Origin of the sequence: Leptolyngbya subtilissima AS-A7 (assembly GCF_039962255.1) — a bacterium.
Classification (GTDB): Bacteria; Cyanobacteriota; Cyanobacteriia; order Phormidesmidales; family Phormidesmidaceae; genus Nodosilinea.
The window spans coordinates 326,685-348,735 of record NZ_JAMPKY010000006.1 but is presented as its reverse complement, the minus strand read 5'-3'; the positions used below and the strand labels follow the sequence as shown (position 1 = coordinate 348,735).

General features: G+C 56.4%; 23 protein-coding genes. 11 read left to right on the top strand and 12 right to left on the bottom strand.

Annotated elements, in window-relative coordinates:
* Positions 1–15: 15 nt before the first annotated feature.
* The gene (locus NC979_RS15320) at positions 16–303 is read right to left on the bottom strand and encodes a hypothetical protein (RefSeq protein WP_190515520.1); all 288 of its coding nucleotides are present in this window, start codon (positions 301–303) and stop codon (positions 16–18) included.
* Positions 304–612: 309 nt separating this feature from the next.
* Here NC979_RS15320 and NC979_RS15315 point away from each other — a divergent pair, with 309 nt between their 5' ends.
* Complete coding sequence (locus NC979_RS15315) at positions 613–1,518, top strand: LysR family transcriptional regulator (RefSeq protein ID WP_190515517.1); 906 nt, start codon at positions 613–615, stop codon at positions 1,516–1,518.
* Positions 1,519–1,539: 21 nt separating this feature from the next.
* On the opposite strand, the gene NC979_RS15310 is transcribed toward NC979_RS15315, so the two are convergent.
* Positions 1,540–2,619, bottom strand: coding sequence for an SDR family NAD(P)-dependent oxidoreductase (locus NC979_RS15310; protein WP_190515515.1), 1,080 nt, complete (start codon positions 2,617–2,619; stop codon positions 1,540–1,542).
* 264 nt (positions 2,620–2,883) lie between these two features.
* On the opposite strand from NC979_RS15310, the gene NC979_RS15305 reads away from it, so the two are divergent.
* Both NC979_RS15305 and psb29 read left to right on the top strand, forming a co-directional pair.
* A complete protein-coding gene (locus NC979_RS15305; protein ID WP_190515513.1) occupies positions 2,884–3,882 on the top strand; it encodes a glycosyltransferase in 999 nt (332 codons plus the stop codon).
* A gap of 87 nt (positions 3,883–3,969) precedes the next feature.
* Positions 3,970–4,719 carry a photosystem II biogenesis protein Psp29 gene (gene psb29, locus NC979_RS15300; protein ID WP_190515510.1) on the top strand — a complete coding sequence of 250 codons (750 nt, stop codon included), beginning with the start codon at positions 3,970–3,972 and terminating at the stop codon, positions 4,717–4,719.
* Positions 4,720–4,756: 37 nt separating this feature from the next.
* Here psb29 and NC979_RS15295 read toward each other — a convergent pair whose 3' ends face one another.
* The 3 genes from NC979_RS15295 to NC979_RS15285 form a co-directional block, all read right to left on the bottom strand.
* A complete protein-coding gene (locus tag NC979_RS15295; protein WP_190515508.1) occupies positions 4,757–5,656 on the bottom strand; it encodes a DMT family transporter in 900 nt (299 codons plus the stop codon).
* Positions 5,656–6,543: a bifunctional transcriptional activator/DNA repair enzyme AdaA gene (locus tag NC979_RS15290; RefSeq protein WP_242023866.1), complete on the bottom strand. Its 888-nt coding sequence runs from the start codon at positions 6,541–6,543 to the stop codon at positions 5,656–5,658. The genes NC979_RS15295 and NC979_RS15290 overlap by 1 nt, the downstream gene beginning before the upstream one ends.
* 214 nt (positions 6,544–6,757) lie before the next feature.
* The gene (locus tag NC979_RS15285; protein WP_348253777.1) at positions 6,758–7,075 is read right to left on the bottom strand and encodes a hypothetical protein; all 318 of its coding nucleotides are present in this window, start codon (positions 7,073–7,075) and stop codon (positions 6,758–6,760) included.
* 481 nt (positions 7,076–7,556) lie between these two features.
* On the opposite strand from NC979_RS15285, the gene NC979_RS15280 reads away from it, so the two are divergent.
* The 3 genes from NC979_RS15280 to gatB all read left to right on the top strand — a co-directional run bounded on the left by NC979_RS15280 (position 7,557) and on the right by gatB (position 11,113).
* Positions 7,557–8,522 (top strand): RsmB/NOP family class I SAM-dependent RNA methyltransferase, encoded by a 966-nt coding sequence (locus tag NC979_RS15280; protein ID WP_190515506.1) that lies wholly within the window; start codon positions 7,557–7,559, stop codon positions 8,520–8,522.
* Positions 8,523–8,609: 87 nt separating this feature from the next.
* Positions 8,610–9,494 (top strand): 4-hydroxybenzoate solanesyltransferase, encoded by an 885-nt coding sequence (locus tag NC979_RS15275; RefSeq protein WP_190515503.1) that lies wholly within the window; start codon positions 8,610–8,612, stop codon positions 9,492–9,494.
* Positions 9,495–9,610: 116 nt separating this feature from the next.
* Complete coding sequence (gene gatB, locus NC979_RS15270; RefSeq protein ID WP_190515500.1) at positions 9,611–11,113, top strand: Asp-tRNA(Asn)/Glu-tRNA(Gln) amidotransferase subunit GatB; 1,503 nt, start codon at positions 9,611–9,613, stop codon at positions 11,111–11,113.
* 161 nt (positions 11,114–11,274) lie between these two features.
* Here the strand turns inward: gatB and NC979_RS15265 are convergent, their stop codons facing one another.
* The 4 genes from NC979_RS15265 to petC all read right to left on the bottom strand — a co-directional run bounded on the left by NC979_RS15265 (position 11,275) and on the right by petC (position 16,337).
* Positions 11,275–12,489, bottom strand: coding sequence for a DUF58 domain-containing protein (locus tag NC979_RS15265; RefSeq protein WP_199308664.1), 1,215 nt, complete (start codon positions 12,487–12,489; stop codon positions 11,275–11,277).
* Between the two features lie 233 nt (positions 12,490–12,722).
* The gene (gene typA / locus NC979_RS15260; RefSeq protein ID WP_190515498.1) at positions 12,723–14,513 is read right to left on the bottom strand and encodes a translational GTPase TypA; all 1,791 of its coding nucleotides are present in this window, start codon (positions 14,511–14,513) and stop codon (positions 12,723–12,725) included.
* Between the two features lie 241 nt (positions 14,514–14,754).
* Positions 14,755–15,720, bottom strand: coding sequence for a cytochrome f (petA, locus tag NC979_RS15255; RefSeq protein WP_190515495.1), 966 nt, complete (start codon positions 15,718–15,720; stop codon positions 14,755–14,757).
* Between the two features lie 74 nt (positions 15,721–15,794).
* Positions 15,795–16,337: a cytochrome b6-f complex iron-sulfur subunit gene (petC, locus tag NC979_RS15250; RefSeq protein WP_190515493.1), complete on the bottom strand. Its 543-nt coding sequence runs from the start codon at positions 16,335–16,337 to the stop codon at positions 15,795–15,797.
* Positions 16,338–16,475: 138 nt separating this feature from the next.
* Here petC and NC979_RS15245 point away from each other — a divergent pair, with 138 nt between their 5' ends.
* Both NC979_RS15245 and NC979_RS15240 read left to right on the top strand, forming a co-directional pair.
* Complete coding sequence (locus NC979_RS15245) at positions 16,476–16,712, top strand: hypothetical protein (protein ID WP_190515491.1); 237 nt, start codon at positions 16,476–16,478, stop codon at positions 16,710–16,712.
* Positions 16,713–16,798: 86 nt separating this feature from the next.
* Complete coding sequence (locus NC979_RS15240; protein WP_190515489.1) at positions 16,799–17,116, top strand: DUF3067 family protein; 318 nt, start codon at positions 16,799–16,801, stop codon at positions 17,114–17,116.
* On the opposite strand, the gene gloA2 is transcribed toward NC979_RS15240, so the two are convergent.
* On the bottom strand, positions 17,117–17,506 hold the full coding sequence (gene gloA2, locus NC979_RS15235; protein WP_190515486.1) for an SMU1112c/YaeR family gloxylase I-like metalloprotein: 390 nt from the start codon (positions 17,504–17,506) through the stop codon (positions 17,117–17,119).
* Between the two features lie 204 nt (positions 17,507–17,710).
* Between gloA2 and NC979_RS15230 the strand changes: the two genes are divergently transcribed.
* Positions 17,711–18,682 carry a ribose-phosphate pyrophosphokinase gene (locus tag NC979_RS15230; RefSeq protein WP_190515483.1) on the top strand — a complete coding sequence of 324 codons (972 nt, stop codon included), beginning with the start codon at positions 17,711–17,713 and terminating at the stop codon, positions 18,680–18,682.
* 174 nt (positions 18,683–18,856) lie between these two features.
* Here NC979_RS15230 and NC979_RS15225 read toward each other — a convergent pair whose 3' ends face one another.
* Positions 18,857–19,309 carry a DUF3531 family protein gene (locus NC979_RS15225; RefSeq protein WP_073607252.1) on the bottom strand — a complete coding sequence of 151 codons (453 nt, stop codon included), beginning with the start codon at positions 19,307–19,309 and terminating at the stop codon, positions 18,857–18,859.
* A gap of 59 nt (positions 19,310–19,368) precedes the next feature.
* Entirely contained in the window at positions 19,369–20,304 is a 936-nt protein-coding gene (locus tag NC979_RS15220) for a Sll0314/Alr1548 family TPR repeat-containing protein (protein ID WP_242023865.1), read from the bottom strand.
* A gap of 301 nt (positions 20,305–20,605) precedes the next feature.
* On the opposite strand from NC979_RS15220, the gene NC979_RS15215 reads away from it, so the two are divergent.
* Positions 20,606–21,262, top strand: a complete 657-nt coding sequence (locus NC979_RS15215; protein ID WP_190515480.1) for an ABC transporter ATP-binding protein — start codon at positions 20,606–20,608, stop codon at positions 21,260–21,262.
* A 15-nt stretch (positions 21,263–21,277) separates the two neighbouring features.
* A complete protein-coding gene (rsmG, locus tag NC979_RS15210; protein ID WP_190515478.1) occupies positions 21,278–22,012 on the top strand; it encodes a 16S rRNA (guanine(527)-N(7))-methyltransferase RsmG in 735 nt (244 codons plus the stop codon).
* Positions 22,013–22,051: the final 39 nt, after the last annotated feature.

Here is a 22,051-nt window from a genome sequence, read left to right as displayed (position 1 = left end):
TGGCAATAGCGCCGACTATTCGTAGTAGCGATTGTCGAGCCAGTACCGCACATCCTGCTCAGAATAAAACGAGCGAGTGCGATTGGTGACTGGATCGTGAGCAAACCAGACTTGATGACCGTTGCGGGTGCTCTGCCAAATGCGCAGCTCTTGGGTGCCGGTGAAGAAGTTGAGCAGGCGATCGCCCAGAGTACTGAGAGCCTGGCCTACACCTAGGGTCCGTTGGGCTGGCTGTACTAGGGTTTCAAGGCGCTGCCGCTGCCGGTTGAGCTCGGAATTAGAGTTACGAGTAGTGGTGTTCATGGCATTTTCTGACTAAAGGAATTACAGCGGGCAGTTGCACGTCTAACCAAAAGCCTCTGTCAGCCCTAGAGGGGCTGAGCACAAATGCAAAGGGTCAGAATGCAAAGGCTGAGGTTAACGGTTAGGGTTCCACTCCTAGGAGTAGAGGCATCTCGCCCCAAGCGCTACCGCTGCTGATGTATCCAATGTATTCGGGGCATCAGTTTGTAACAAAGCATGACGTGAATGGGTGCTATGCAAAAAATCGATAGGCCAGCTCAAGCCTCTGCCCTTAGCCTTGGAATAGGCGTTTAGGGGCTTGGAGCCGCCATGAACCTCAACAAAATCAAGCTGTCACAACTGCGGGCACTGGTGACGATCGCCGAGTGCGGCAACTTCAGCGAAGCGGCCCTCAAGCTCGATGTCACCCAGTCCACCATCAGCCACGCCATTGCCACCCTAGAAGACGAGCTGGGCGTTACCCTTCTGAAGCGGGGCCGCCATGGGGCACGACTGACGAGCGTGGGCGATCGCATCACCGCCCACGCCCGCGATGTGCTGAGCCTGCTCGACACCATTGGCAGCGAGGCCAACCAGGCCCGGGGCGTACAGGGGGGCAATTTGCGCATTGCCTCTTTTCGCAGCGTTGCGACCCATGTGCTGCCCGGGGCGATCGCTCGGCTGCACCGCCGCTACCCCACCATCGCCATCAGCGTCCACGAAATGGATGAAGTGCACCAACTGAAGCAGGCGCTGTTTAAGGGCGAAGTTGATATCTGCGTTGCTGAAACCATCGTTGACGACGATGTTGAAACCCTGCACATCTTTGACGACGACTACGTGGCCCTGCTGCCCCCCGGCTATTGCCCCAAAACCGGAAAGCTTACCGTCGATGACATGCGCCAAATGCCGATTATTGGCTCTAGCCACAGCAGCTGTGGCCTGCGCATTCGCACCGTGCTGGGTGCCCAAGAGCATCCTCTAGAAATTGCCTACTGCATTCGCCACGACTCGTCGATGGTGGCCATGGTGCAGCAGGGCTTGGGCATCGCCATTTTGCCGCGCCTCGCCGCCGAGCCGGTGCCCCCTGATGTGCAGATTGTCTCTATGCCCTTCCCAATTTCTCGGCCGATTGGGGCCACCATTTTGAAGGACGCCCTGCACACCCCCGCGCTCTATGCCTTTTTAGACGCCCTGCGGGAAGTGGGCGAATTTAGCCGCATCAAAGCTGTTTAGCGTCACGGCTTGGCCATTGGGCTATTGCTCCCTGCTACCCACTGGTTCGGCCTCGGAGGCCGACTTCGGCTCCTGGACGGGCAGTTCATTGTTGCGCCGCGCGGCGCGATCGCTCAGATAGGTCAACCAGGATGGTGCCCAAAGCGAGTGGCTGTCTCGGCCAAAGGCCCGCTTTTCACCACCTGCAACGGGTCCCGGCAGCAGCCTGCTTCCCCAGCTCAGCAAACTAGTCATGAGCCCCGGAAACAGGCCGTAGAACCGGGCCATGAGCAGAATTGGCAGCGGCACTACCACCTCGGCCGCCCCCCGACGCATGCCGGCAATGGCGGTTCGAGCTACCTTCTCTGGGCTGGCAGAGATGATCGGCAGCGACTCGCTAATGCTGAACCAGGTATATTCTTTGCTGCGCTGTCCTTTAAACAGGGCGTGATCGTTAACGCCCGTATAGATCAAACCGGGACAGACCGTGGTGACGACAATGCCGGCCTGGGCCAGTTCAATGTGCAATCCGGCCGACAACCCCGTCAGGGCAAACTTGCTGGCGCAGTAGGCCACCATGTGCGGCGACGCCACTTTGCCCCCCACAGACGAAATATTGACGATGCGACCAGCTTTGCGATCGCGCATCCCCGGCAGCACCGCTTGGGTAGCATAGAGCGGTGCCCAGAAATGGAGCTGCATCAGGTCGTCGTAGTCCTGCATGGTCAGGTTCTCTAACGGCCCCACGATGTCAGTGCCAGCGTTGTTGATCAGAATGTCGATCGCCCCAAATTGCTCGCTGACCTGCTGCACCATCTGCTCGACCTGGGTCTGGTGGGTGACATCACAGATCAGGGCCAAAATCTCCCCGCCTTGCTGCACCAGTTCGGTTTTTGCCCGCTCCAATTCGGCCTCATCCCGCGCACAAATCGCCAGTCGAGCCCCGGCCGCTACCAGCTGGCGGGCCATGACCAGACCCAGCCCCCGGGAGCCCCCAGTGATCAAAATGGTCTTGCCGCGCAGGTCATACTGCTGTTCGCGCCACCGGCGACCTAGCCAGAGAACGATCGTTAGCAGGGCGATCGCGACCAAGCCCAGCAATCCCAAATGGTTAATCGACATGTTTCCACCCTCCAGTGTGGCTTTCACTGTAGGTGGTGCGAGCCGATGGCAAACTCTTTCCTAGGGCAAAACTGCCCCAGCCAATGGGCCAGTTTTTTCATCACCTACCTGTCCCTAAACTCTGGGACGTTTGATGATTGAGGGCGATTAGAGCTGAGGCAACAGCTAAAAAATGTCTCCATCTTAAACGCGGCTGAGTTGGCTGAAACCCGATTAAAGTGACTAGTCCACTTGTAGAATGGCTAGTCAATTCGCAAAACATCCATGCGTCACCTATACTTTCTGGTCCCCGGCACCGGCAAGCGCTTCCACTGCGGCGGGCTGTTTGCTGAGCTCAAGACCCTCAAGCTAGCCCAGCAGGTCTGCTCCGCCGAGGTGGTCACCTACGACCAGCGCGAGGATGACACGCTGTTTTTGGATGACCTGCTCCAGCGGCCCAGCCCCGGCAACAGTATTTTTGTAATTAGCTGGGGCTTTCATATTCCTCGCTTGGTGAAGCGGCTGCGAGGCTACCCGGTGGTCTACCACGCCCACAGCAGTGGCTACGGGTTCACCCTCCCAAGGGACATTCCCATCATTACCGTCAGCCGCAATTCCATGGGCTACTGGGGGCAAAAGCGGCCCAACGGGCTAGTTTTCTACCTGCCCAACCACATCTCGCCCGAGTTCACCAACCAACAGCAGTTTAGGGATATTGACGTGTTGGTGCAGGTGCGCAAGTCGTCAGATTATCTGCTCAACCAGCTGGTTCCAGCCTTGGAGTCTCGCTGCAATCTGGTGACGCTGACTGGGTTTGTCGACGATCTCTCGATTCTGTTTAACCGCAGCAAAATCTTTCTCTACGACTCGGCAGAATACTGGGCGCTGAGCCGGGTGAGCGAGGGGTTTGGCCTGCCCCCCATGGAGGCGATGGCCTGTGGTTGTCAGGTGTTCACTAGCGTCAACGGAGCGCTGGCCGATTACTTAGATCCGGGGTTTAACTGCTACAAGATTGGGGTGCATTCGACGGGGTATGACTGCGATCGCATCCTCACCGCCCTGCAAACGCCTACTCCCCTAGCGATGTCCACCACAGATTTAGAACCCTACCGTGCCCCAGCTCTGCTGCCCCGGCTAGAGGTCATTCTGGCTGAAATCAACCACTTCTTCGACTATCGGGCCAAGCATCCTGGGAATATTCCCGACCTCACCAAACCTCGCTTGGCCCGCCTTTGGCTGCAACGCACTACCGCCAAAGTTCGCAAAAAGCTCAAAGGCCGTTGATCCCCAGCTTTGACTGGGTAGGTTGGCAAAGGCACAGTCCCGCGAGACAATAGAATATAAGAACTGTAATATTTTGAACCCTAGGCTGTGAACAACGCACCCGTACGCACGGTATCTGACGCCAAGCGCGACTTTTACACCCACCACACTCGCCCCATCAACTCCATCTACCGGCGCGTGGTAGACGAGCTGATGGTAGAGATGCACCTGCTCTCCGTCAATGTCGACTTTGCCTACGACCCCATCTACGCCCTGGGCATTGTTACCACCTTCGATCGCTTCATGGTCGGTTACGAGCCCGAGAGCGACAAAACTACCATTTTCAACGCCCTGTGCCGTTCCATCAACAGCACCCCCGAGCACTATCGCGGTGATGCTGAGGCCGTAAGGTCTTCCGTCAACGGCATGTCCTTAGACGATCTGAAGGGGCAGTTTGAGCATCTCGGCGACGGCGGCGATGGCCTGCGCGGCACGCTGGCCTCGGTCGCCAACCGAGAAAAATTCAAGTACAGCCGCCCCTTTGGCATCGGGCTCTACACTCTGGTAGAAGCTGTGACCCCTGCCGAAGACCTCAAAGATAAAGCAGTTGTCGAGGCCCTATTCAAAGACCTGGCGGGCAAGCTCAATATCTCCAACGATAAGCTGCTAAAAGATGTCGAACTCTACCGCAGCAACATGGAGAAATTTGCCCAGGCCCAGGAAGTAATGAAAGACATGCTGGCCGCCGATCGCAAAAAGCGCGAAGACCGCAAAAAAGCTGCCGAAGCCGAGGCCGCAGGTATCGTTGAGCCCGTAGCCACTGTCCCCGATGCAGGAGAATCTGGCTCGGCGGAGTAGGCCACCATGTTGGAAAACTTAGCCTAGAACCCCAAGCCTAGACTTCTCTTGAAGGAGTCTGGGCTCTTTTTTGTCTGGGGTTGAATAGGTCGTTGGCGATCGCGGTGCCCAGCAAAATCAAGCTGCCTCCTACTGCCATCGACCAGGTGACGGGCTCTGCCAGCAGCACAGCACCCCAAAGCACGGCAAACATGGGAATTAGATACCCTACCGTCAGTGCCTTGGTCGGGCCGACGTTTTGAATCAGCCGAAAGTAGAGTAGGTAGGCGCAGGCTGTAGAGAGCAGCGCCAGAGCCACCACTGCAGCGACAACGGTGGGCGTAGGCATTTGGTGCGGCACGGTGAAGGGTAGGGCCGGTAGCAAAGTCAGGGCAGCCCCCCATAGACTACCAGCGGTGATGGTCCAGGGCGAGACTCCAGCCAAATTTTGCCGAATGTAGGGAGCTGCGATCGCATACATAAAAGCAGCAACTAGCCCTGCCGCCACCGCCCATCCAAACCCTGGTGTCGCCATAATCGGTTGCCAACCTACCAAAATCACGACACCCACAAAGCCCAGCCCAAAGCCAATCCACCGGGTGAGGGTAAGGGTTTCTTGGAGCCAGACCGCGGCCACAACCGTGCCAAACAACGGCGCTGTGCTATTCAAAATAGAGGTCAACCCAGCCGGTAGCGACAGGGAAGCAAAGGCCAGCAGCACAAAGGGGATCGCAGAATTAATACTGCCTACCACTAGAAGGGCTCGCCAGTGTTGGCGCAGTTCTGACCACAGATTGAGGTGTGCGACCATCGGCAGCAGAGCACAACCAGCTAGCACCACGCGAATCTCAATTAGCCATAGGGGACCCAGTACCGGAGCCGCCACCCGCATAAACAGAAACGAGCCGCCCCACAGTGCCGCCAGCAGCAAAAGCTCGGCAATATCGATTTTTCGCATTACACCTCCTGGGGGAGGGCTTGGGTCTGTCCCGCTTCCCAGCCTAACAGCAGCGTCTTGCGCGCTGGCCCCCAGCGGTAGCCACCCCACTCACCCGAGGCTCGAATTACCCGGTGACAGGGAATGAGATACCCTACCGGGTTCTGTCCAATGGCATTGCCCACTGCTCGCGCCGCTGTAGGCCGGCCGATCGCCTCTGCTAAGCCCTGGTATGTCGTTAGCCCACCCGGAGGAATCTGCAAAAGCGCCCGCCACACCTGAATCTGAAAGTTGGTGCCTTTGACTGCCAGCGCCAAGGGGTGATTGGGGTCTGGGGTGAAGATACGATGACACTCTTCCGCCGTTCCAGGCTGGTCGTCTACCAAGGTTGCCTTAGGCCACTCCGCCTGCAATAGATGCTCCGCCGTCGCCTGATCTGGTGTCTCTAAAAAGTGCAGATTGCAGATGCCCCGTGCGGTCTTGGCCAGCAAACACAGCCCAAACGGAGTAGCGTGAATGCCGTAACGAATCTCCAGGCCCGCCCCTCCGGACTTAAACTCACCCGGCGACACGGCCTCTAGGCTGACAAACAGATCGTGCAAACGGCTTGGACTTGACAGACCCACATCCCCAGTCAGATCCAACAGGCTTTTGGTTTCGGCAATCTTGGCCTTGGCATAGTCCACCGTCAGGTTTTGCAAAAACCGCTTCGGGCTAATGCCCGCCCATCGAGTAAACAGGCGCTGAAAGTGGTATTCGCTGAGGTGCACATGGCGGGCTACGGCGGCCAGATCGGGCTGGTCGAGATAGTGCTGGCGCAGAAATGCGATCGCATCAGCTATCTGCCTGTAGGTTTCATCGTCGTAGGTTGCAGATTTCACCACAGGATTCATGGGTTTCGCAGCCATAGGTCAACTACAATTCCCAATCTACCGATCGCCCCCAGTCCAGACCACCCGTTTCTTGCGGCCTCAGATGCTACCCCAGCCTTTGCCCCTCACCTACCCACCGAAAAGTGAGAGCTTTAGCGCCCTATGAGACATAGCTGCCTAGGTACTTCAGTTGTCCGTGCAAAAGGGTGGGATAATTTCTCAGAAATTTTGGGAGCTAACTACAGTCGATCTAGCGCCGAACTCGGGCAGGGGCAGGTCGAAGAGCGTCTTCTGAATACCTCTCCACAGCAGGGGCCTCTAATGATGCCTCTAGTCGCGCCGCCTCTCGGGAAACTTCGGCAAAGCCTAAATCTAAGGGTTGAGGCAAAAAGTCCAGGGGTTTCATCGTCACCAGCGGCGATGTAAACACGGGTACAGCTAAGGAACACGGTGACCACCGGCTTTCTACAGGTACGCCGAGCTGACTGCACTGTCCTCCCCGCCGTCCCTCCGGAGAATAAAAACGGCAGCGGCTACAAGATGACACCTGGCACTGCGCTGATTTCATAGTGGCTTCCTAAAAGCTGTGTTTAACCTCTACATTTTCACTCTTGAAAAAATGGGGATCATCTACCGTAAGGCCCAAACCTCTGACGCTTACAAGGATATAGCTTCTGCAATTGCTAAACGCCCTTTATATTGTCTTCATGTTTGTGTTGAGCACAGTCACAATTATGTGAATGAACGTTTCTTAAAACTTTAACGAACGTAAACTTGCTAGGGATCAGTTCAAACAGGGGTAATATCCCTGTTGACTAACGGAGAAGATAGTGAGCTCACTAGATCTATGTTTGAAAACTTAGTTGCTAATGTGACCATAACTACTATTTAGTTGGGTTGAATATTATCCTCTTAAAACTCCATCGTTCTTTAAATACGAATTGAGTTAACGATTAATTAACTTAAGGTCAAAGCTTGAGGAGCAATATTCCCGGTTCATTGCCCATATATCTAGGGTTGACCCGCAGGCTGTGGCATAATCCTGCCCTATGGGCGAACCGTCTAACCTGCTGCTAAAACTGAGCCGTCGGCTATTTGCTGAGGAGCGCGATCGCGATGCCTTTGTAGAGGCTCTGGTCAACCCTCAGCCGTTTCCCACCGCCATTGTGTGGATGCAGCCTCGGCCAGAGGTGGTGCCCTTTGCGATCGCACCACCCCTACCCTGGCAGCCCGCCTGGGTCGATCGCCTCAGCGGTGATCAGCGCCCTGGTCAACACCCTCTTCACCAAGCTGGCGCCTACTACTGCCTGGATATGGCTTCGGTATTCTCGGCGGCGGTGTTTAGCGCGATCGCAACCCCAACAGAGTCAGTGCTCGATCTCTGCGCCGCCCCAGGGGGCAAAAGTCTGCTGGCCTGGAAAGCCCTGATGCCCGATCATCTTTGGTGCAACGAGGTCGTTCGCAAGCGGGTCAGAATCTTGATTTCTAACCTCAAACGCTGCGGGTTGACAGACTCGCTGGTGTTTAACCTCGATCCTCAAACCTTTGCCGAACAACTCTCCCACACCGCCTCAGTAGTGGTGGTCGATGCTCCATGCAGCGGCCAGTCACTCCTGGCCAAAGGCGATCAGGCCCTAGGCTGTTTTCACCCCGTCAACATCAAGAAAAACGCCAGTCGCCAAAAGCGAATTTTGGCCAGTGCCGCGCAAACGGTGGCAGGCGGCGGCTATCTAGCCTACATGACCTGCACCTTCTCTCCCGAAGAGAACGAGCAGGTCGTGGAGTGGCTGCTCAAAAAGTTTCCCCAGTTTGAGGCAGTAGACGTCCCCGTTTTGGCCGACAATGCCTCACCTCTGTCCGCCTTTCCCTGCTATCGCCTGTGGCCCCAATCTAGGCTAGGGGCAGGTGGCTTCACTTCACTGCTGCGCAATAGCGCGACCTCAACAGAGCCTGTCAATTTAGACTTTCTAACTGCTAAGGGCATGCAAATCTATAGCGTAGAGCGATCGCCTTAACCCTGCTGTGCCCTGCTGCCAACGCTTTGGGCCAAGCTCAAGGGCCGCTATGCTGAAGATGTACCTATGCACTCATCGTTGGCGACTATGGCGAGTCCTTCTACCCGTCCCGAACCCTCTACCCTAGATGCCATCATTCGTCTGCTGCGTTGGGATAAGCCTACCGGGCGATTGATTTTGATGATTCCGGCTCTGTGGTCGGTGGTGCTGGCTGCCGAAGGTAGCCCTCCCCTACCTTTGGTTGGCGTCATTATTCTAGGCACCTTGGCTACTAGTGCCGCTGGCTGCGTCGTCAACGACCTATGGGATCGCAACATTGATCCCCATGTCGCGCGCACCCGCACCCGCCCTCTTGCCGCCCGCGACTTGTCCGTGCAAGTGGGGATCGGAGTCCTGTTGGTGTCCCTCCTCTGCGCCTACGGCCTGTCTCTCTACCTCAATGCCCTCAGCTTTTGGCTGTGCGTGCTGGCCGTGCCGTTTATCTTGCTCTATCCCCTGGCAAAGCGCGTGTTTCCGGTGCCGCAGCTGGTGCTGTCTCTCGCCTGGGGGTTTGCGGTGCTGATTCCCTGGGCAGCGGTCACTAATAACTTAGATCTACCGGTGTGGATTCTCTGGCTGGCCGTGGTGCTATGGACTCTAAGCTTCGATACCGTCTACGCCATCCCCGATCGCGACGACGATCGCCGCTTGGGTGTCAACTCCGCTGCCCTATTCTTTGGCGACTACACCCCCCAGTTCATTGGCTTCTGCTTCTTCGGCGCATGGCTGCTTTTAATTTGGCTAGGCCTGCTGCTGTTCCTCGCGTTTCCCTACTGGCTGGGGCTGGCCGCTGCGCTAATCGTGTGGTCGCGCCAGTCTTACCTGCTCAGCCGCTACAAGCCACCGCTCAACCTCTACGGGCAGATTTTTCGGCAGAACGTCCAACTCGGCTTCGTCCTTCTCATCGGTATGATCCTAGGTTATCTGCTATGACCACTCCCCACCCCTCACCCTTCCACTCCCTTACCCCCTACTCCCCCACCCCTCCACCTACCCCGTCAGGGCTACAATAGTTACTCTAAGAATGCAATTCCCCGTTGGAGCGGTTTATGACCACTGCGGCCCCCGCCAAAACTCAGCCCGCTAAAACTCAGTACGAAGCCATCATTGGCCTCGAAACCCACTGTCAGTTGTGTACCGAAACCAAAATCTTTTCCCCAGCCTCTACAGCCTTTGGGGCCGACCCTAACACCTACATCGACCCTATCGTGGTGGGCATGCCGGGGGTGCTGCCGGTGCTCAATCAACGTGTGCTGGAGTATGCCGTCAAGGCTGGGTTAGCCCTAAATTGCCAGATCGCACCCTACTCTAAGTTCGATCGCAAGCAGTATTTCTACCCCGACCTGCCTAAGAACTACCAAATTTCTCAGTACGACCTGCCCATTGCTGAGCACGGCTGGCTTGAGATCGAGCTGATCGACAAAAAGACTAAAGAAGCCACCCGCAAGCGTATCGGCATCACCCGCCTGCACATGGAAGAGGATGCGGGCAAACTGGTGCACGCAGGCAGCGATCGCCTAGCTGGCTCCACCTACTCCCTGGTTGATTACAACCGAGCCGGCGTTCCCCTGATCGAAATTGTCTCCGAGCCCGATATTCGCACCGGCCAAGAAGCTGCCGAATACGCCCAAGAGCTACGCCGCATTGTGCGCTACCTGGGCATTAGCGACGGCAACATGCAGGAGGGTTCTCTGCGTTGTGATGTCAATATCTCCGTGCGGCCAGTGGGCCAAGAGGAGTTTGGCACCAAGGTGGAGATCAAAAATATGAACTCCTTTAGCGCCATTCAAAAAGCGATCGAGTACGAAATCGATCGGCAAATCAAAGCTAACCAAACCGGCGAGAAAATCATTCAAGAAACTCGCCTGTGGGACGAAAGCAGCCAGCGCACCAAGAGCATGCGCTCTAAGGAAGGCTCTAGTGACTACCGCTATTTCCCTGAACCTGACCTGCCGCCCATCGTGGTGTCAGCAGAGCAAAAAGAGGGCTGGCTGGCGGAACTGCCCGAGTTACCGGCTCAAAAGCGCGATCGCTACGAGTCTGAGTTTGGCCTCTCTCCCTACGATGCCCGCGTGCTGAGCGACGAGCGCGCCATCACGGAATACTTCGAAGCGGCGATGGCGGCTGGTGCTGACCCCAAACTCACCGCCAACTGGATTACCCAAGACATTGCCGCCTATCTCAACACCGAGCGAGTATCCATTGATGCGCTGCCCCTAACCCCTGTTGCCCTAGCCGAGCTAGTGCAGCTGATCGCGGCGGGCACTATCAGCAACAAAATCGGCAAAGACTTGCTACCTGAGCTGCTGACCCAGGGCGGCTCTCCTAAAGCCCTAGTGGAAGCGCGAGGCCTCAGCCAGATTTCTGACCCTGCGCAGATCGAGGCCATGATCGACGAAGTGTTGGCAGCCCATCCCGAAGAGCTAGAGGCCTATCGCGGCGGTAAGAAAAAGCTTCAAGGCTTCTTTGTGGGTCAGCTAATGAAGCGTAGCGGCGGCAGAGTAGATCCAAAGTTGAGCAATCAGCTGCTTAGCCAAAAACTCAATCAATGATATGCCCTAGAAATATTGAAAAAATTCAATAAGGGGTCTTACCCCCCATGCAATTTTTGGGCTAACATGATACTAGATGCACCCTGATGGTAGGGAGAGCCGTTTGAGCTCTCCTTTTTTTTGCCAATTTTTTGCGCAATGCCGCCACAGCCACTCCACATTTATCTAGCCGCTAAATTAGCCTGTAGCTGCGGTTCCAGAGGAAGACTTGGATCCATTTGAAGCGTGCTTAGCATATCTGCCGAAGTAGCGTTGCGATCGCCGTTGCCCCAAATCAATTGTCGACTGCCAGCAGCGAGGCTAACGGTTTGGGCTCCAGCAGCGGTGAGCCAAATTGTTGTTACTTGAGGCAGAGTAATAGCGCGATTTTGGCCTGAATCCTCGTCCCAGGTCGACTCCCGCTTCTGGGATGCCCTAGACTTTACGCTTCGCAGCTCGTGGCCTGGATCAGGGTTCACTTCAGCCAGAGCGTGCATCACTCGGGCTGAGTCGCGCAGGGTGTTTACTTGGGGAACCCACAGGGCTGCGGCAAACCCCTGCTTTAAGGCGTAGTTATAGAGCGATGCTGCCGCTACTACCGCTTGCTCAAAGCTCTCCTCATTCCAGCGTGCGGTGGTGTTGAGGGCAATCAAAACTTCTCGACTGGTGGTGATGCTTTCTAGCTCGCGCACCCGCAGTTCGCCGTAGCGAGCGCTGGTGCGCCAGTGGATCAGCCGGGTTGGATCGCCCCAGCGGTAGGGGCGCAGCGATCGCGTTACTCCCTGGGTGTCAGCCTTGGCTAGCGGGCTGTAGCGCCAGTGCTGACCCTGGCGCTGGCCGACAGTATCCAGTAGAGGGCAGCGCTTCAGGGGCAACACCTGGGGATAGACCACGGCTGTGGCAGGAGCGGGCATTGTGCGCCGACACCAGAACAAACCCAGGGGGGCCGCTGTGCGCAGATCTATCGTTGACCAGCGGTAGACGCCTCGCCGCGTGGTTGGCACTGCATACCGCCAGGTGTGGCTTTGCCCTGGGGGCAGCGCGCCCACGGCATGTGTCGCCACGGCCCCCAGCCGCGAGGGCACAGGGTCGATAATTTGAAACAGCCCTTTACTCTGGCGCTGAGTATTGCGAACCCTCAGCTCAATATCCAACGGTGCCCCAGCGGTGACGGGGGCAATGGGCGATCGCGTCACCACAAGTCCTTGCAAGTTCCGAGGTGGTAGCACTGCCGCGATCAGCAGCAGCGCCAGCATCACTCCACTAATCACATATAGCCAGCCCGCCAAGGTATTAGTGGCCGCCGCAAAAAAGAACAGCGCCAGCCCCAGCAATATCCAACCTACATAGGCTGGGTTGACCCAGCGATGCTCTAGCCACTGCGTAAACCGTTTCAAACCTGTTTCCCCTATAGCGTGCCGCTGTCGTTACGTTTCAGCGTACCCAGCCACTTCGACAGCCCAGCGTTTTTACAAACCAAAAGCGTCTACATCCTAGCGCTCTGCTAAAAAGGGCAGGCGAGATGTAGACGCTTTTGGTAAGGCTAAGCAAATACTTCAGCTGGGCTGAGGTATTCGTCCAGACCTCTTAGCTTTTGAGCAGCTCTATGGCGAGCTGTCATACCATCGACTTAGCGCTTGGCCAGCTTCTTAGACAGCTTGCGCAGCCGGATAGACTCAGGCGTGATTTCCACCAGTTCGTCTGGGCCAATGTACTCAAGAGCACGCTCCAGGCTCATATCTACAGGGGTTTGCAGCTGTACTAGTTCGTCGCCGCCAGCGGCTCGGTGGTTGGTGAGCTGCTTGCTCTTGCAGATGTTGAGGTCGAGATCCTGGTTGCGGTTGTGTTCGCCGACAATCATACCCTTGTAAACCTTGGTACCAGGGGTGATAAAGAATATCCCGCGGTCCTCAGCATTCTTGAGAGCATAGAAGGTGGCTACCCCTTCTTCAAAGGCAATCAGCACCCCGTTGCGGCGCGCCTCGATCTCACCACAGAGAGGGCGATAGTCTGAGAAGCTGTGGTTCATAATACCTGCACCGCGAGTCAGACGCATGAACTCACCGCGGAAGCCAATTAGGCCCCGCGCTGGAATCACAAACTCCAGCGTGGCACGGCCATCGCCCATCACCCGCATATCTTGCAGCTCACCCCGACGCTGGCCAATGCGCTCCATGCAGCCGCCTACACCCTCTTCTGGCACATCGAGCACCAGGAGTTCGTAGGGTTCGCAGGGCTGACCGTTGACTTCGCGGTAGATTACCTGAGGCTGGGTCACCTGAAACTCATACCCCTCGCGGCGCATGGTCTCAATCAAAATGCCCAAGTGCAGCTCACCCCGGCCCGATACTGAAAAGCGATCGGGAGAGTCGGTTGGCTCGACTCGCAGCGCCACGTTAGTCTCAAGCTCACGCATGAGGCGATCGCGCAGCTGTCGGGAGGTGACAAAGGTGCCCTCCTGACCCGCAAAGGGTGAGTCGTTGACCACAAAGGTCATCTGTAGGGTCGGCTCGTCTACCTTGATCAGCGGCAGTGCCTGGGGGTTGGTGGGGCAGGTAATGGTCTCGCCGATATTGGCATCGGCAAAGCCCGCTACCGCCACAATGTGGCCCGCTGAGGCGGTTTCGATCTCAATGCGCCGTAGGCCATCAAAACCTAGCAGCTTAGAGATTTTAGACTTCACCATGCTGCCGTCTTCCTTGACTAGGGCAGCTTGCTGACCCGCGTTGATCACCCCATTGTGGATTTTGCCAATCACAATGCGGCCCAGGTACTCGGAGTAGTCGAGGGTCGTTACCTGAATTTGCAGGGGCTTTTCAGGATCGCCAATCGGAGGCGGCACATGGTCGAGAATGGCCTCAAACATCGGCTTCATGTCGATGCCTTCGTCTTCAATCTTGGTCTTGGCGTAGCCCGATATCCCTGAGGCAAACAGGTAGGGAAACTCACACTGATCGTCGTCGGCCCCTAGCTCAATAAATAGATCCAGCACCTTATCAACCGAACCGTGGGGATCGGCCTGGGGTCGGTCAATCTTATTGACTACAACAATGGGGCGCAGTCCTTTCTCAAGTGCTTTCTTCAGCACAAACCGAGTCTGGGGCATGGGGCCTTCGTTGGCATCCACGATCAGAATGCAGCCGTCAACCATGCCCAGCACCCGCTCCACCTCGCCACCAAAGTCGGCGTGGCCAGGGGTGTCGATGATGTTGATCAACGTCTCACCGTAGTGAACGGCGGTATTCTTGGAGAGAATGGTAATGCCCCGCTCGCGCTCTAGGTCGTTGGAGTCCATCACGCAGTCAGGTACGGCTTCCCCTTCACGAAAAATGCCAGACTGCCTTAGCAGGGCATCTACCAGAGTGGTTTTGCCGTGGTCAACGTGGGCAATAATTGCAACGTTGCGAATGGGAAGCGTCATAACTGTGTAAAACCTTGGCGACAATAAGCGGGCGACGAAACTACCCCAGAGCGCCAAACGTAAGGAAGCTCAAGACAAGTTTCGAATATGAAAAAATACTTAACAATTGTAGCTCATCCAACAGACTCCTGACGACAGCTACCCATCTAAATTCAGGCCGTAAAAAAGGGACGCCAACTGACGTCCCTTTTCCCTATCGTCGAGAAATTCGATGAAGTTTGCCAACCAGGCTGTAAATGGCCTACATGGTCATGCCAGCAGCCTGAACCTTCTCGACCTGCTTCTTCTTCAGCACCAGCATGATCTGGGTGAGCATAACCGCCGCCAAGAAGGCCACTAGACCTTTGATGCGGTTGGGGCTTTGCAGCACAATCTCGGCATCCATCTGGCCAAAGCCGCCCACGTTGGGGTTGGTGGTCAGGGGCTTGCCGGCTTCCACTACGTCACCCTCAGCCACGAGTAGCTCAGGACCAGCGGGAATGGTCTCGGTCACGGTGTTGCCTGCGTCTGCCTCAATAGTGACTTGGTAGCCACCAGCAGCCTGGGGCTCAACGTCTGTGACGGTGCCGGTCAAGGTAGCGTTATAAACGGTGTTATTGCTGGCCTGACCGGTGGGGTAGACCTGGCCACGACCGCGGTTGCCGCCGACGTGAATTTGATACTTGCCAAAGGCAACCGACTTGTCTTGACCGGGGTCGGGGGCCAGCACGGGAAATACAATTTCCTGGTACTGTTCGCCGGGTAGCGGGCCGACCAGAACAATGTTTTCCTGGGTGTCGCTATAAGGCAGGAAGTAGGTATTGCCGACTTCTTCCTTGAGCTCCTCAGAGATGCGATCGGCGGGAGCAATTTTGAAGCCCTCAGGGAGAACCACCACAGCACCGACGTTGAGGCCGCCGCGGCTACCGTCGCCCAATACCTGCTGAGTGCTGAGGTCGTAGGGAATTTCAACCTTGAGCTTAAATACGGAATCGGGCAGAACGGCCTGGGGCACTTCTACCTTGGTGGGCTTGGCCGCCAGGTGGCAGTTGGCGCACACAATCCGGCCGGTGGCCTCGCGGGGGACAGCGTAGTTTTCTTGGGCCCAGAAGGGATACGCCTCGGCGGTCTGAGGAGCCGCCAGCCAGCCTGCAAACACCGTCAGAACGGCGGCGCAGGTAATGGCGAGGGGGCGCAGGCCGTTGATTAACGAAGTGAGTCTATTCATGCGTTCAAAAGTTATGTCAACTGGGGTGATGTCAACGGGGTATGGCGCTGCAGTTGGCCAAAGCACAGGCTCGTCTAGGCCCACCAGGGCGAGTCACCAGTGCGAAAGTCGGTTTCAGTCCAATTGCTGAGGGTAACTTTGTCGTCGTCAGTGACGTCGGCGTGAGCCAAAGCCAAAGACAGCGGTGCTGGGCCTCGTACGACCTTGCCTGTGGCATCGTACTGAGAGCCGTGGCACGGACACATGAACTTGTTTTCGCTGGCGTTCCAGGGTACTACACAGCCCAGGTGGGTGCAGATAGAGCTGATGCCGTAGCTCTCTAGGGAACCACTTTCCTGAATCACTAGGTAGGTGGGATCGCCCTTGAGGCCCTGCACCAGGACGCGATCGCCGGGGTTGTGGCTCGCTACAAACTGGCTAGCAATCACGTCGTTGCCTAGCTCGTTTTTGGCGGTTACCCCACCACCGCCGCCACCACTAGAGGGGGGAATGAAGTATTTAATAACGGGATAGAGCATGCCCCCGACGGACCCAGAGGCGGCCCCCAGCAGCAGCAGGTTCATAAATTGGCGGCGCCCCAAATCAGGGACATCGGAGGTTCCAGAAACTTGAGTCATAATCCAGACTGGTATACCTGTTTCAAATGAATAACAGCTATCAACGGCGGTAGCTGAGCGGGGATCAGCAAGCGGATGCATGACCCGTTACGCTAGCCCGGCAAACCCTTTACGGGGCACCAATGTGGAGCAGTCCCGATGTCGCTGACCACGCCTTTAGCTTTACCAATCGTATTATTGCACCTTGCTGTTCTCAGAAAATCCCTGCCGAAAGTAAAAGGATGGGAGCGATCGCATAGTCATAATCCCAAAATCCCAGAAAAAGCGGGTATAGACGAGAGAAAGGGAGAGAAAGACACCCTTGGAAGTCAAAAAGAGCTTCAAAATTTGAAAAATCCTGTTTATTTCCATCAATCGCCCATTTTTGGCAAGTGAAGCTTCGGCGCAAGGGAGGTTGACCACTAGGGCGTATCGTAAAGAAATGTATATACGGCAACGATAGCTAGAGCAGAGGTAGGGGCGTGACAGGGGCAGATTTACAAGCGCTGTTAATAGACAAATGGGGTTACTCCTTTGACATTCAGTTTCGGCGTACCCAGGGCAAAATATTTCTCCAGGTGATGTGGCGATACCTAGAGCAGGTATCGTTTCCTCTCAGTGAAGAGGAGTACTTGGCCCACCTCAATCAGGTCATGCTCTATCTATACGAGTGGGGACAGGTGGAATACGTGCAGCAGCAGATCGCTGAAACCCGCGATCGCCCCCGGCTAGGCAAAGCTGTCAGCATTCCCCTACCCTTAGGAGAACGCGCCTCCGAGTGGCTAACCGATGAGTTTTAACTAGCGCTCGTACAACTCGATGGGCAGTTGGTCAGGGTCTTGAAAAAAGACAAAGCGTTTGCCCGTTAATTCATCTAGCCGAATCTCTTCTGTCGTCACCTGACAAGCGTGAAGGTGCTGAATAGCCGCCTCCAGATCCTCAACAACTAAAGCTAAATGCCTTAGGCCTCGGGCTTCTGGCTGTGATGGACGAGGCGGTGGGTGGGGAAAAGAAAATAGCTCAATCTGAATTCCATCGGCTAGGCGCAGATCAAGCTTGTAGGACTGGCGCTCGGCTCGATAGGTCTCTTGTACCACAGCGCAGCCCAGCACCTGGGTGTAAAACTGCTTAGACTGAGCGTAATTGCTACAGATGATCGCAATGTGGTGAATCCCCTGACAAAATGCCATCACTCATTAAGATATTTGAGTGCCATGCGCTTCAGGATAGCGGTTTGCCCTACGGGGGAACGCTGGCCTCAGGGCATGCCCAAGCGGCATGGCACAACAGCATTTTAAGGATAATTGCTCAGAAGCTTTTTAGACTGGAATGCTACGATTTCCTAGGTGAACATGCTCAGAGGGCCTGATGTGATCCGTTCCGCCACTTTGCCGATGCAAACTCCGTCGCTGTCGCACTTCGGAGATAACAACCGCCTCAAACTTTTTTCCGGCTCGGCCAACGTTGACCTAGCGCGCGAAGTGGCTCGCTACCTAGGGCTAGACCTCGGCCCTATGGTGCGTAAGCGCTTTGCCGATGGTGAGGTTTACATTCAAATTCAAGAGTCGATTCGCGGCTGTGACGTATACCTGATTCAGCCCACCTGCTATCCGGTGAACGATCACCTGATGGAGCTGCTGATCATGATCGACGCCTGTCGACGGGCTTCGGCGCGGCAGATCACCGCGGTGATTCCTTACTATGGCTATGCCCGTGCCGATCGCAAAACAGCTGGGCGCGAGTCAATCACCGCCAAACTTGTGGCCAACCTGATGACCAAGGCCGGAGCCAGTCGCATCTTGGCGATCGATCTACACTCCGCCCAAATTCAGGGCTACTTCGACATTCCCTGCGACCATGTCTACGGCACCCCGGTATTGATTGACTATATTTCCAGCAAAAAGCTGGAAGACCTGGTGGTGGTCTCCCCCGACGTGGGCGGGGTAGCCCGCGCTCGCGCCTTTGCCAAAAAGCTTAACGATGCCCCTCTAGCCATCATTGACAAGCGTCGCCAGGCCCACAACGTGGCAGAAGTGATGAACGTGGTGGGCGACGTGCGGGGCAAAACTGCCGTGCTGGTCGATGACATGATCGACACCGCTGGCACGATCTGTGAGGGAGCTCGCCTACTCAAACAGGAAGGGGCTCGCCAGGTTTATGCCTGCGCCACCCACGCGGTGTTTTCTCCCCCGGCGGTGGAGCGCCTATCAGCGGGTCTATTTGAAGAAGTGATTGTCACTAATACGATCCCGATGACGGCCGCGCGGCAGTTTCCGCAGTTGACAGTGCTGTCGATGGCAAATCTGCTGGGTGAAGCTATCTGGCGCATTCACGAAGAAAGCTCTGTCAGCAGCATGTTTCGCTAGCCGCTAGACTAAGCGATTCCGGAACGGATACTCGTTCCGAGTCGGTTCCCGTTTCTGGGATGCCATAGGCTTTACCCTGCGCGAATCGCAGCTGTAGTCTTACACAAAGAGGGGATGCCATCAGGCATCCCCTCTTTATGTTTTCTTAGGTGCTGCTAATGTCAGCGGGACAGGCTAGGCGTCTTCGTCAACAAACTCGGGCTGCCCACTGCCTGGAATTGGCCAGTCGGCGTTTTCGCCCCCGATGTAGCAGGTCTCAATGACCACATACTCACGGCTAAACTGCTCTAGGGTGTTGATTAAAACGTCGATGGCCAGGGCATCGCTGGTGCCCAGATCGAGCCAGCAGCGGGCCCAAAGCCCTTCGTACTCGACTTCACCCATGTTGTGCATCACCGAGAGCATGCTGTTGCTCAGCTGCTCTTCATTGTAGGGAAGATAGCTGATATCGAGGCCCGTATCCTGCACTTGAAGGTTTTCGGCATTAAAGCCCCCCAGCTTCCCCAAAAAAAACCACGACGAAAAGACTTCGTCGATGTACTGCTGCTCCATGGAGGAGGGCACGGTTTCAAATTTGAGCCAGATCCAAAGGTTAAAGAAGTCGCACTCGCGAAATTCAACCTGCATAGTTAAGCCCCATACTGCATTACTCAGCATAGGGCTTAACTTACCTGAACTTGTGGAGGCTAGGGTTCGAGATTGCGCGATCGCTCGACGCAGACCTCCCCAGCGATTCCCTCAGCCTGGCAGGCCTCAAGAGTAATTTGCTGCACCGTCGAGGCTGGCAGCTGGTCAGCGTAGGTCAGCGCTGATTGGTATAGGGGCAGACTGGCGTCATACTTCTGCTGCAGAAATAGAATCTGTGCTTTGAGATAAATCAAATCAGGATTGTTGGGGGCGGCCGTTAGCGCCTTGTCGACCTCGGCTAGGGCTTCGTCATAGCGCCCTAGGTCACGCATGCCAATGGCAACACCCCGGTGGGCCAGATAGGCAGGGCTGCCGTTTTGTAGCCGGGCGATCGCCTGATCAGGGTTGGCAAAGGGCAGATTGACCGCTAGCAGCAAATCCATAAAGCCTTTGAGCAGGCTGAGTTCTGGGTCGTTGGCGTCGATGCGCTCCGCGGCTGCCAGCTCGCTAAAGACCCGCTGCAGCAGGCGCAGGGTCGAGGGAGTGCCTCGAGCGATCCCCTGGGTTTGCAGAACATGGGCACCTTCCATGAAAATGCCCACAGCGGTGTAGAGGTGGCCACGCAGGGGGTCTGTTTCTTTGAGAGCAGTGGCAGTTTGCTGGGTGAGGCGGGCCTGTTCGGCCAGCTTGTCTAAATCTTTGTTGAGGTAGCCAAGCGCTGCCGCAACGGCGTAGTTCATAGGCTCGTCGGGCTCAGCTGCGATCGCCTGCCCAACTAGTGACTGGGCTGCGGTGTAGTTGCCTTCGTAGAAGAGCGCGTTAAAAACGGCCTCAGTCTTGTCGCCAATTTCGTGAGGATCGTTGGGGCGGAACGGATCTCCAGCATGGGCCGACAGGGGAGTAAGCGCTAAAAAGGCTGTGGTGAGAGCACCAGCAGACAGTGCTTTGAGGCGCGAACTCAATCGAGGTGGAGCCAGGCGAACGTGAAAAACCATGAATAAATTACCCCTTACGACCTGAACATCAAAACGGAACAGTATGACTTGGAGGGAGAGATGCCTGCTCAATCAGCCATCGTGATACCTGATGGCCCAATTGTGGCGAATTACCTAGGAGTTTGCAGCGGTAATGTTACAGAAGCTACACTGGCCTAGCTCTCGTCAAATCGGCCTCGGCTCTCTACCAATGGCAACCTAGTAGGGCACACTGGAAAAGGTATCGGCTGTCGGTCATGGTGGCTGTACTGGTTTTCGCAGAATTTAGTCGTGTTGTCTTCTGTTGTATTGTGCGGGTGGAATGCTCTATCTTCGCCAACTGACCTATCATCCCCCGGCCAGCCCTAAGGCCATCTTGCAGGATATTTCCCTCGAGCTAGCGCCCCAGCAGCTAGGGTTGATCTACGGACCGAGCGGGTCGGGCAAGAGTACGCTGCTAGAGCTGATGGCAGGGTTTGCTCAACCCACCCAGGGCACGATTCAGTGGCGGCAGCAAGACCTCGACCCTGAGTCGCTGCGGCAGCTGGCGGGGCTGGTGTTTCAGTTTCCTGAACGCCACTTTTGCGGGCACAGCCTGCTGGAAGAACTGCGTCTGGGCCATCCAGAAATGGCCCGTGACCAGATTGAGCAAGCGCTGCGGGCGGTAGGGCTAGAGCAGCTCTCCCTCAAGGCGGCGCCCCACGCCCTCAGCGGCGGGCAGCAGCGGCGCCTGGCTCTAGCGGTACAACTCATTCGCAAGCCCTACCTACTGCTGCTGGATGAACCCACCGCCGGATTAGACTGGTCGATGCGTCAGCAGATCATTGCGCTGCTCAAGCAGCTCAAGCAGAATTGGACACTGCTGGTGGTGTCTCACGATGCCGACGAACTGGCTCAGCTGGCCGATCGCTGCTGGCATCTCGATCATGGCCGTCTGGCTCCGGTGCCGACAACAACCCTTTCGACCACCGCCGGATAGGCACTTTAGAATTTTATGGACATGCTACCTTCCTACGGCGATCGCTGGCAGAGTACTTTGCACTGGCAGCCTAGCGATCGCCAGCAGCAGAGTTTTCAGCTGCTCTACGACGCCATTTTGGCAGCCAACCAGCAGGTCAATCTAACCCGCATCACCACCCCTGAGGATTTTTGGGAAAAGCACCTGTGGGATTCGCTTCAGGGTGTGGCCCCGTGGCTGAGCGAGGGAGCCAGTGCCGACGCGCTCAAGGTGGTTGATGTTGGCACCGGGGGCGGCTTCCCCGGCCTGCCGGTGGCGCTGGTGTTTCCCCACTGGGCGATCGCCCTGCTCGACGCCACCCGCAAAAAGCTCGTCGCCCTCGAAACCGTCTGCGAAACTTTGGGGATCGCTAACGTCAGCTTTTTGCCCCAGCGAGCCGAGCAGGTGGCCCACCAGCCCATTCACCGCGAATCCTATGACCTGGCTCTGCTGCGGGCGGTTGGCCCGGTCAACACCTGCGCTGAGTATGCCCTGCCTCTGTTAAACCTGGGCGGCCAAGCCATTCTTTACCGAGGCCAGTGGTCGGCAGAAGAGGAAGCTGGCTTGACAGCTATCCTGCCGCGTCTGGGCGGCAAGCTATTGGAGGTGCGATCGCAGATCACGCCCATCACCCAGGGCGTGCGCCACAACGTCGTGCTCACTAAAGTAGAGCGCACGCCAGACAAGTTTCCGCGCCTGCCGGGGATCCCGTCGAAGACGCCGTTGGTGTAGGGAGTGGATGGGTAGGGAGTGGGGGGTGGATGGGTGAGG

Excerpts from the sequence above, each read along its gene's own strand:
- petC (WP_190515493.1), bottom strand. The coding sequence starts at position 16,337 with ATGACTCAAGTTTCTGGAACCTCCGATGTCCCTGATTTGGGGCGCCGC.
- NC979_RS15305 (WP_190515513.1), top strand. The coding sequence starts at position 2,884 with ATGCGTCACCTATACTTTCTGGTCCCCGGCACCGGCAAGCGCTTCCAC.
- petA (WP_190515495.1), bottom strand. The coding sequence starts at position 15,720 with ATGAATAGACTCACTTCGTTAATCAACGGCCTGCGCCCCCTCGCCATT.
- NC979_RS15215 (WP_190515480.1), top strand. The coding sequence starts at position 20,606 with ATGCTCTATCTTCGCCAACTGACCTATCATCCCCCGGCCAGCCCTAAG.
- NC979_RS15230 (WP_190515483.1), top strand. The coding sequence starts at position 17,711 with ATGCAAACTCCGTCGCTGTCGCACTTCGGAGATAACAACCGCCTCAAA.
- NC979_RS15245 (WP_190515491.1), top strand. The coding sequence starts at position 16,476 with ATGTCGCTGACCACGCCTTTAGCTTTACCAATCGTATTATTGCACCTT.
- NC979_RS15310 (WP_190515515.1), bottom strand. The coding sequence starts at position 2,619 with ATGTCGATTAACCATTTGGGATTGCTGGGCTTGGTCGCGATCGCCCTG.
- NC979_RS15285 (WP_348253777.1), bottom strand. The coding sequence starts at position 7,075 with ATGAAATCAGCGCAGTGCCAGGTGTCATCTTGTAGCCGCTGCCGTTTT.
- NC979_RS15280 (WP_190515506.1), top strand. The coding sequence starts at position 7,557 with ATGGGCGAACCGTCTAACCTGCTGCTAAAACTGAGCCGTCGGCTATTT.
- typA (WP_190515498.1), bottom strand. The coding sequence starts at position 14,513 with ATGACGCTTCCCATTCGCAACGTTGCAATTATTGCCCACGTTGACCAC.
- NC979_RS15320 (WP_190515520.1), bottom strand. The coding sequence starts at position 303 with ATGAACACCACTACTCGTAACTCTAATTCCGAGCTCAACCGGCAGCGG.
- NC979_RS15290 (WP_242023866.1), bottom strand. The coding sequence starts at position 6,543 with ATGGCTGCGAAACCCATGAATCCTGTGGTGAAATCTGCAACCTACGAC.
- rsmG (WP_190515478.1), top strand. The coding sequence starts at position 21,278 with ATGGACATGCTACCTTCCTACGGCGATCGCTGGCAGAGTACTTTGCAC.
- NC979_RS15275 (WP_190515503.1), top strand. The coding sequence starts at position 8,610 with ATGGCGAGTCCTTCTACCCGTCCCGAACCCTCTACCCTAGATGCCATC.
- NC979_RS15295 (WP_190515508.1), bottom strand. The coding sequence starts at position 5,656 with ATGCGAAAAATCGATATTGCCGAGCTTTTGCTGCTGGCGGCACTGTGG.
- gatB (WP_190515500.1), top strand. The coding sequence starts at position 9,611 with ATGACCACTGCGGCCCCCGCCAAAACTCAGCCCGCTAAAACTCAGTAC.
- NC979_RS15315 (WP_190515517.1), top strand. The coding sequence starts at position 613 with ATGAACCTCAACAAAATCAAGCTGTCACAACTGCGGGCACTGGTGACG.
- NC979_RS15220 (WP_242023865.1), bottom strand. The coding sequence starts at position 20,304 with ATGGTTTTTCACGTTCGCCTGGCTCCACCTCGATTGAGTTCGCGCCTC.
- NC979_RS15225 (WP_073607252.1), bottom strand. The coding sequence starts at position 19,309 with ATGCAGGTTGAATTTCGCGAGTGCGACTTCTTTAACCTTTGGATCTGG.
- gloA2 (WP_190515486.1), bottom strand. The coding sequence starts at position 17,506 with ATGGCATTTTGTCAGGGGATTCACCACATTGCGATCATCTGTAGCAAT.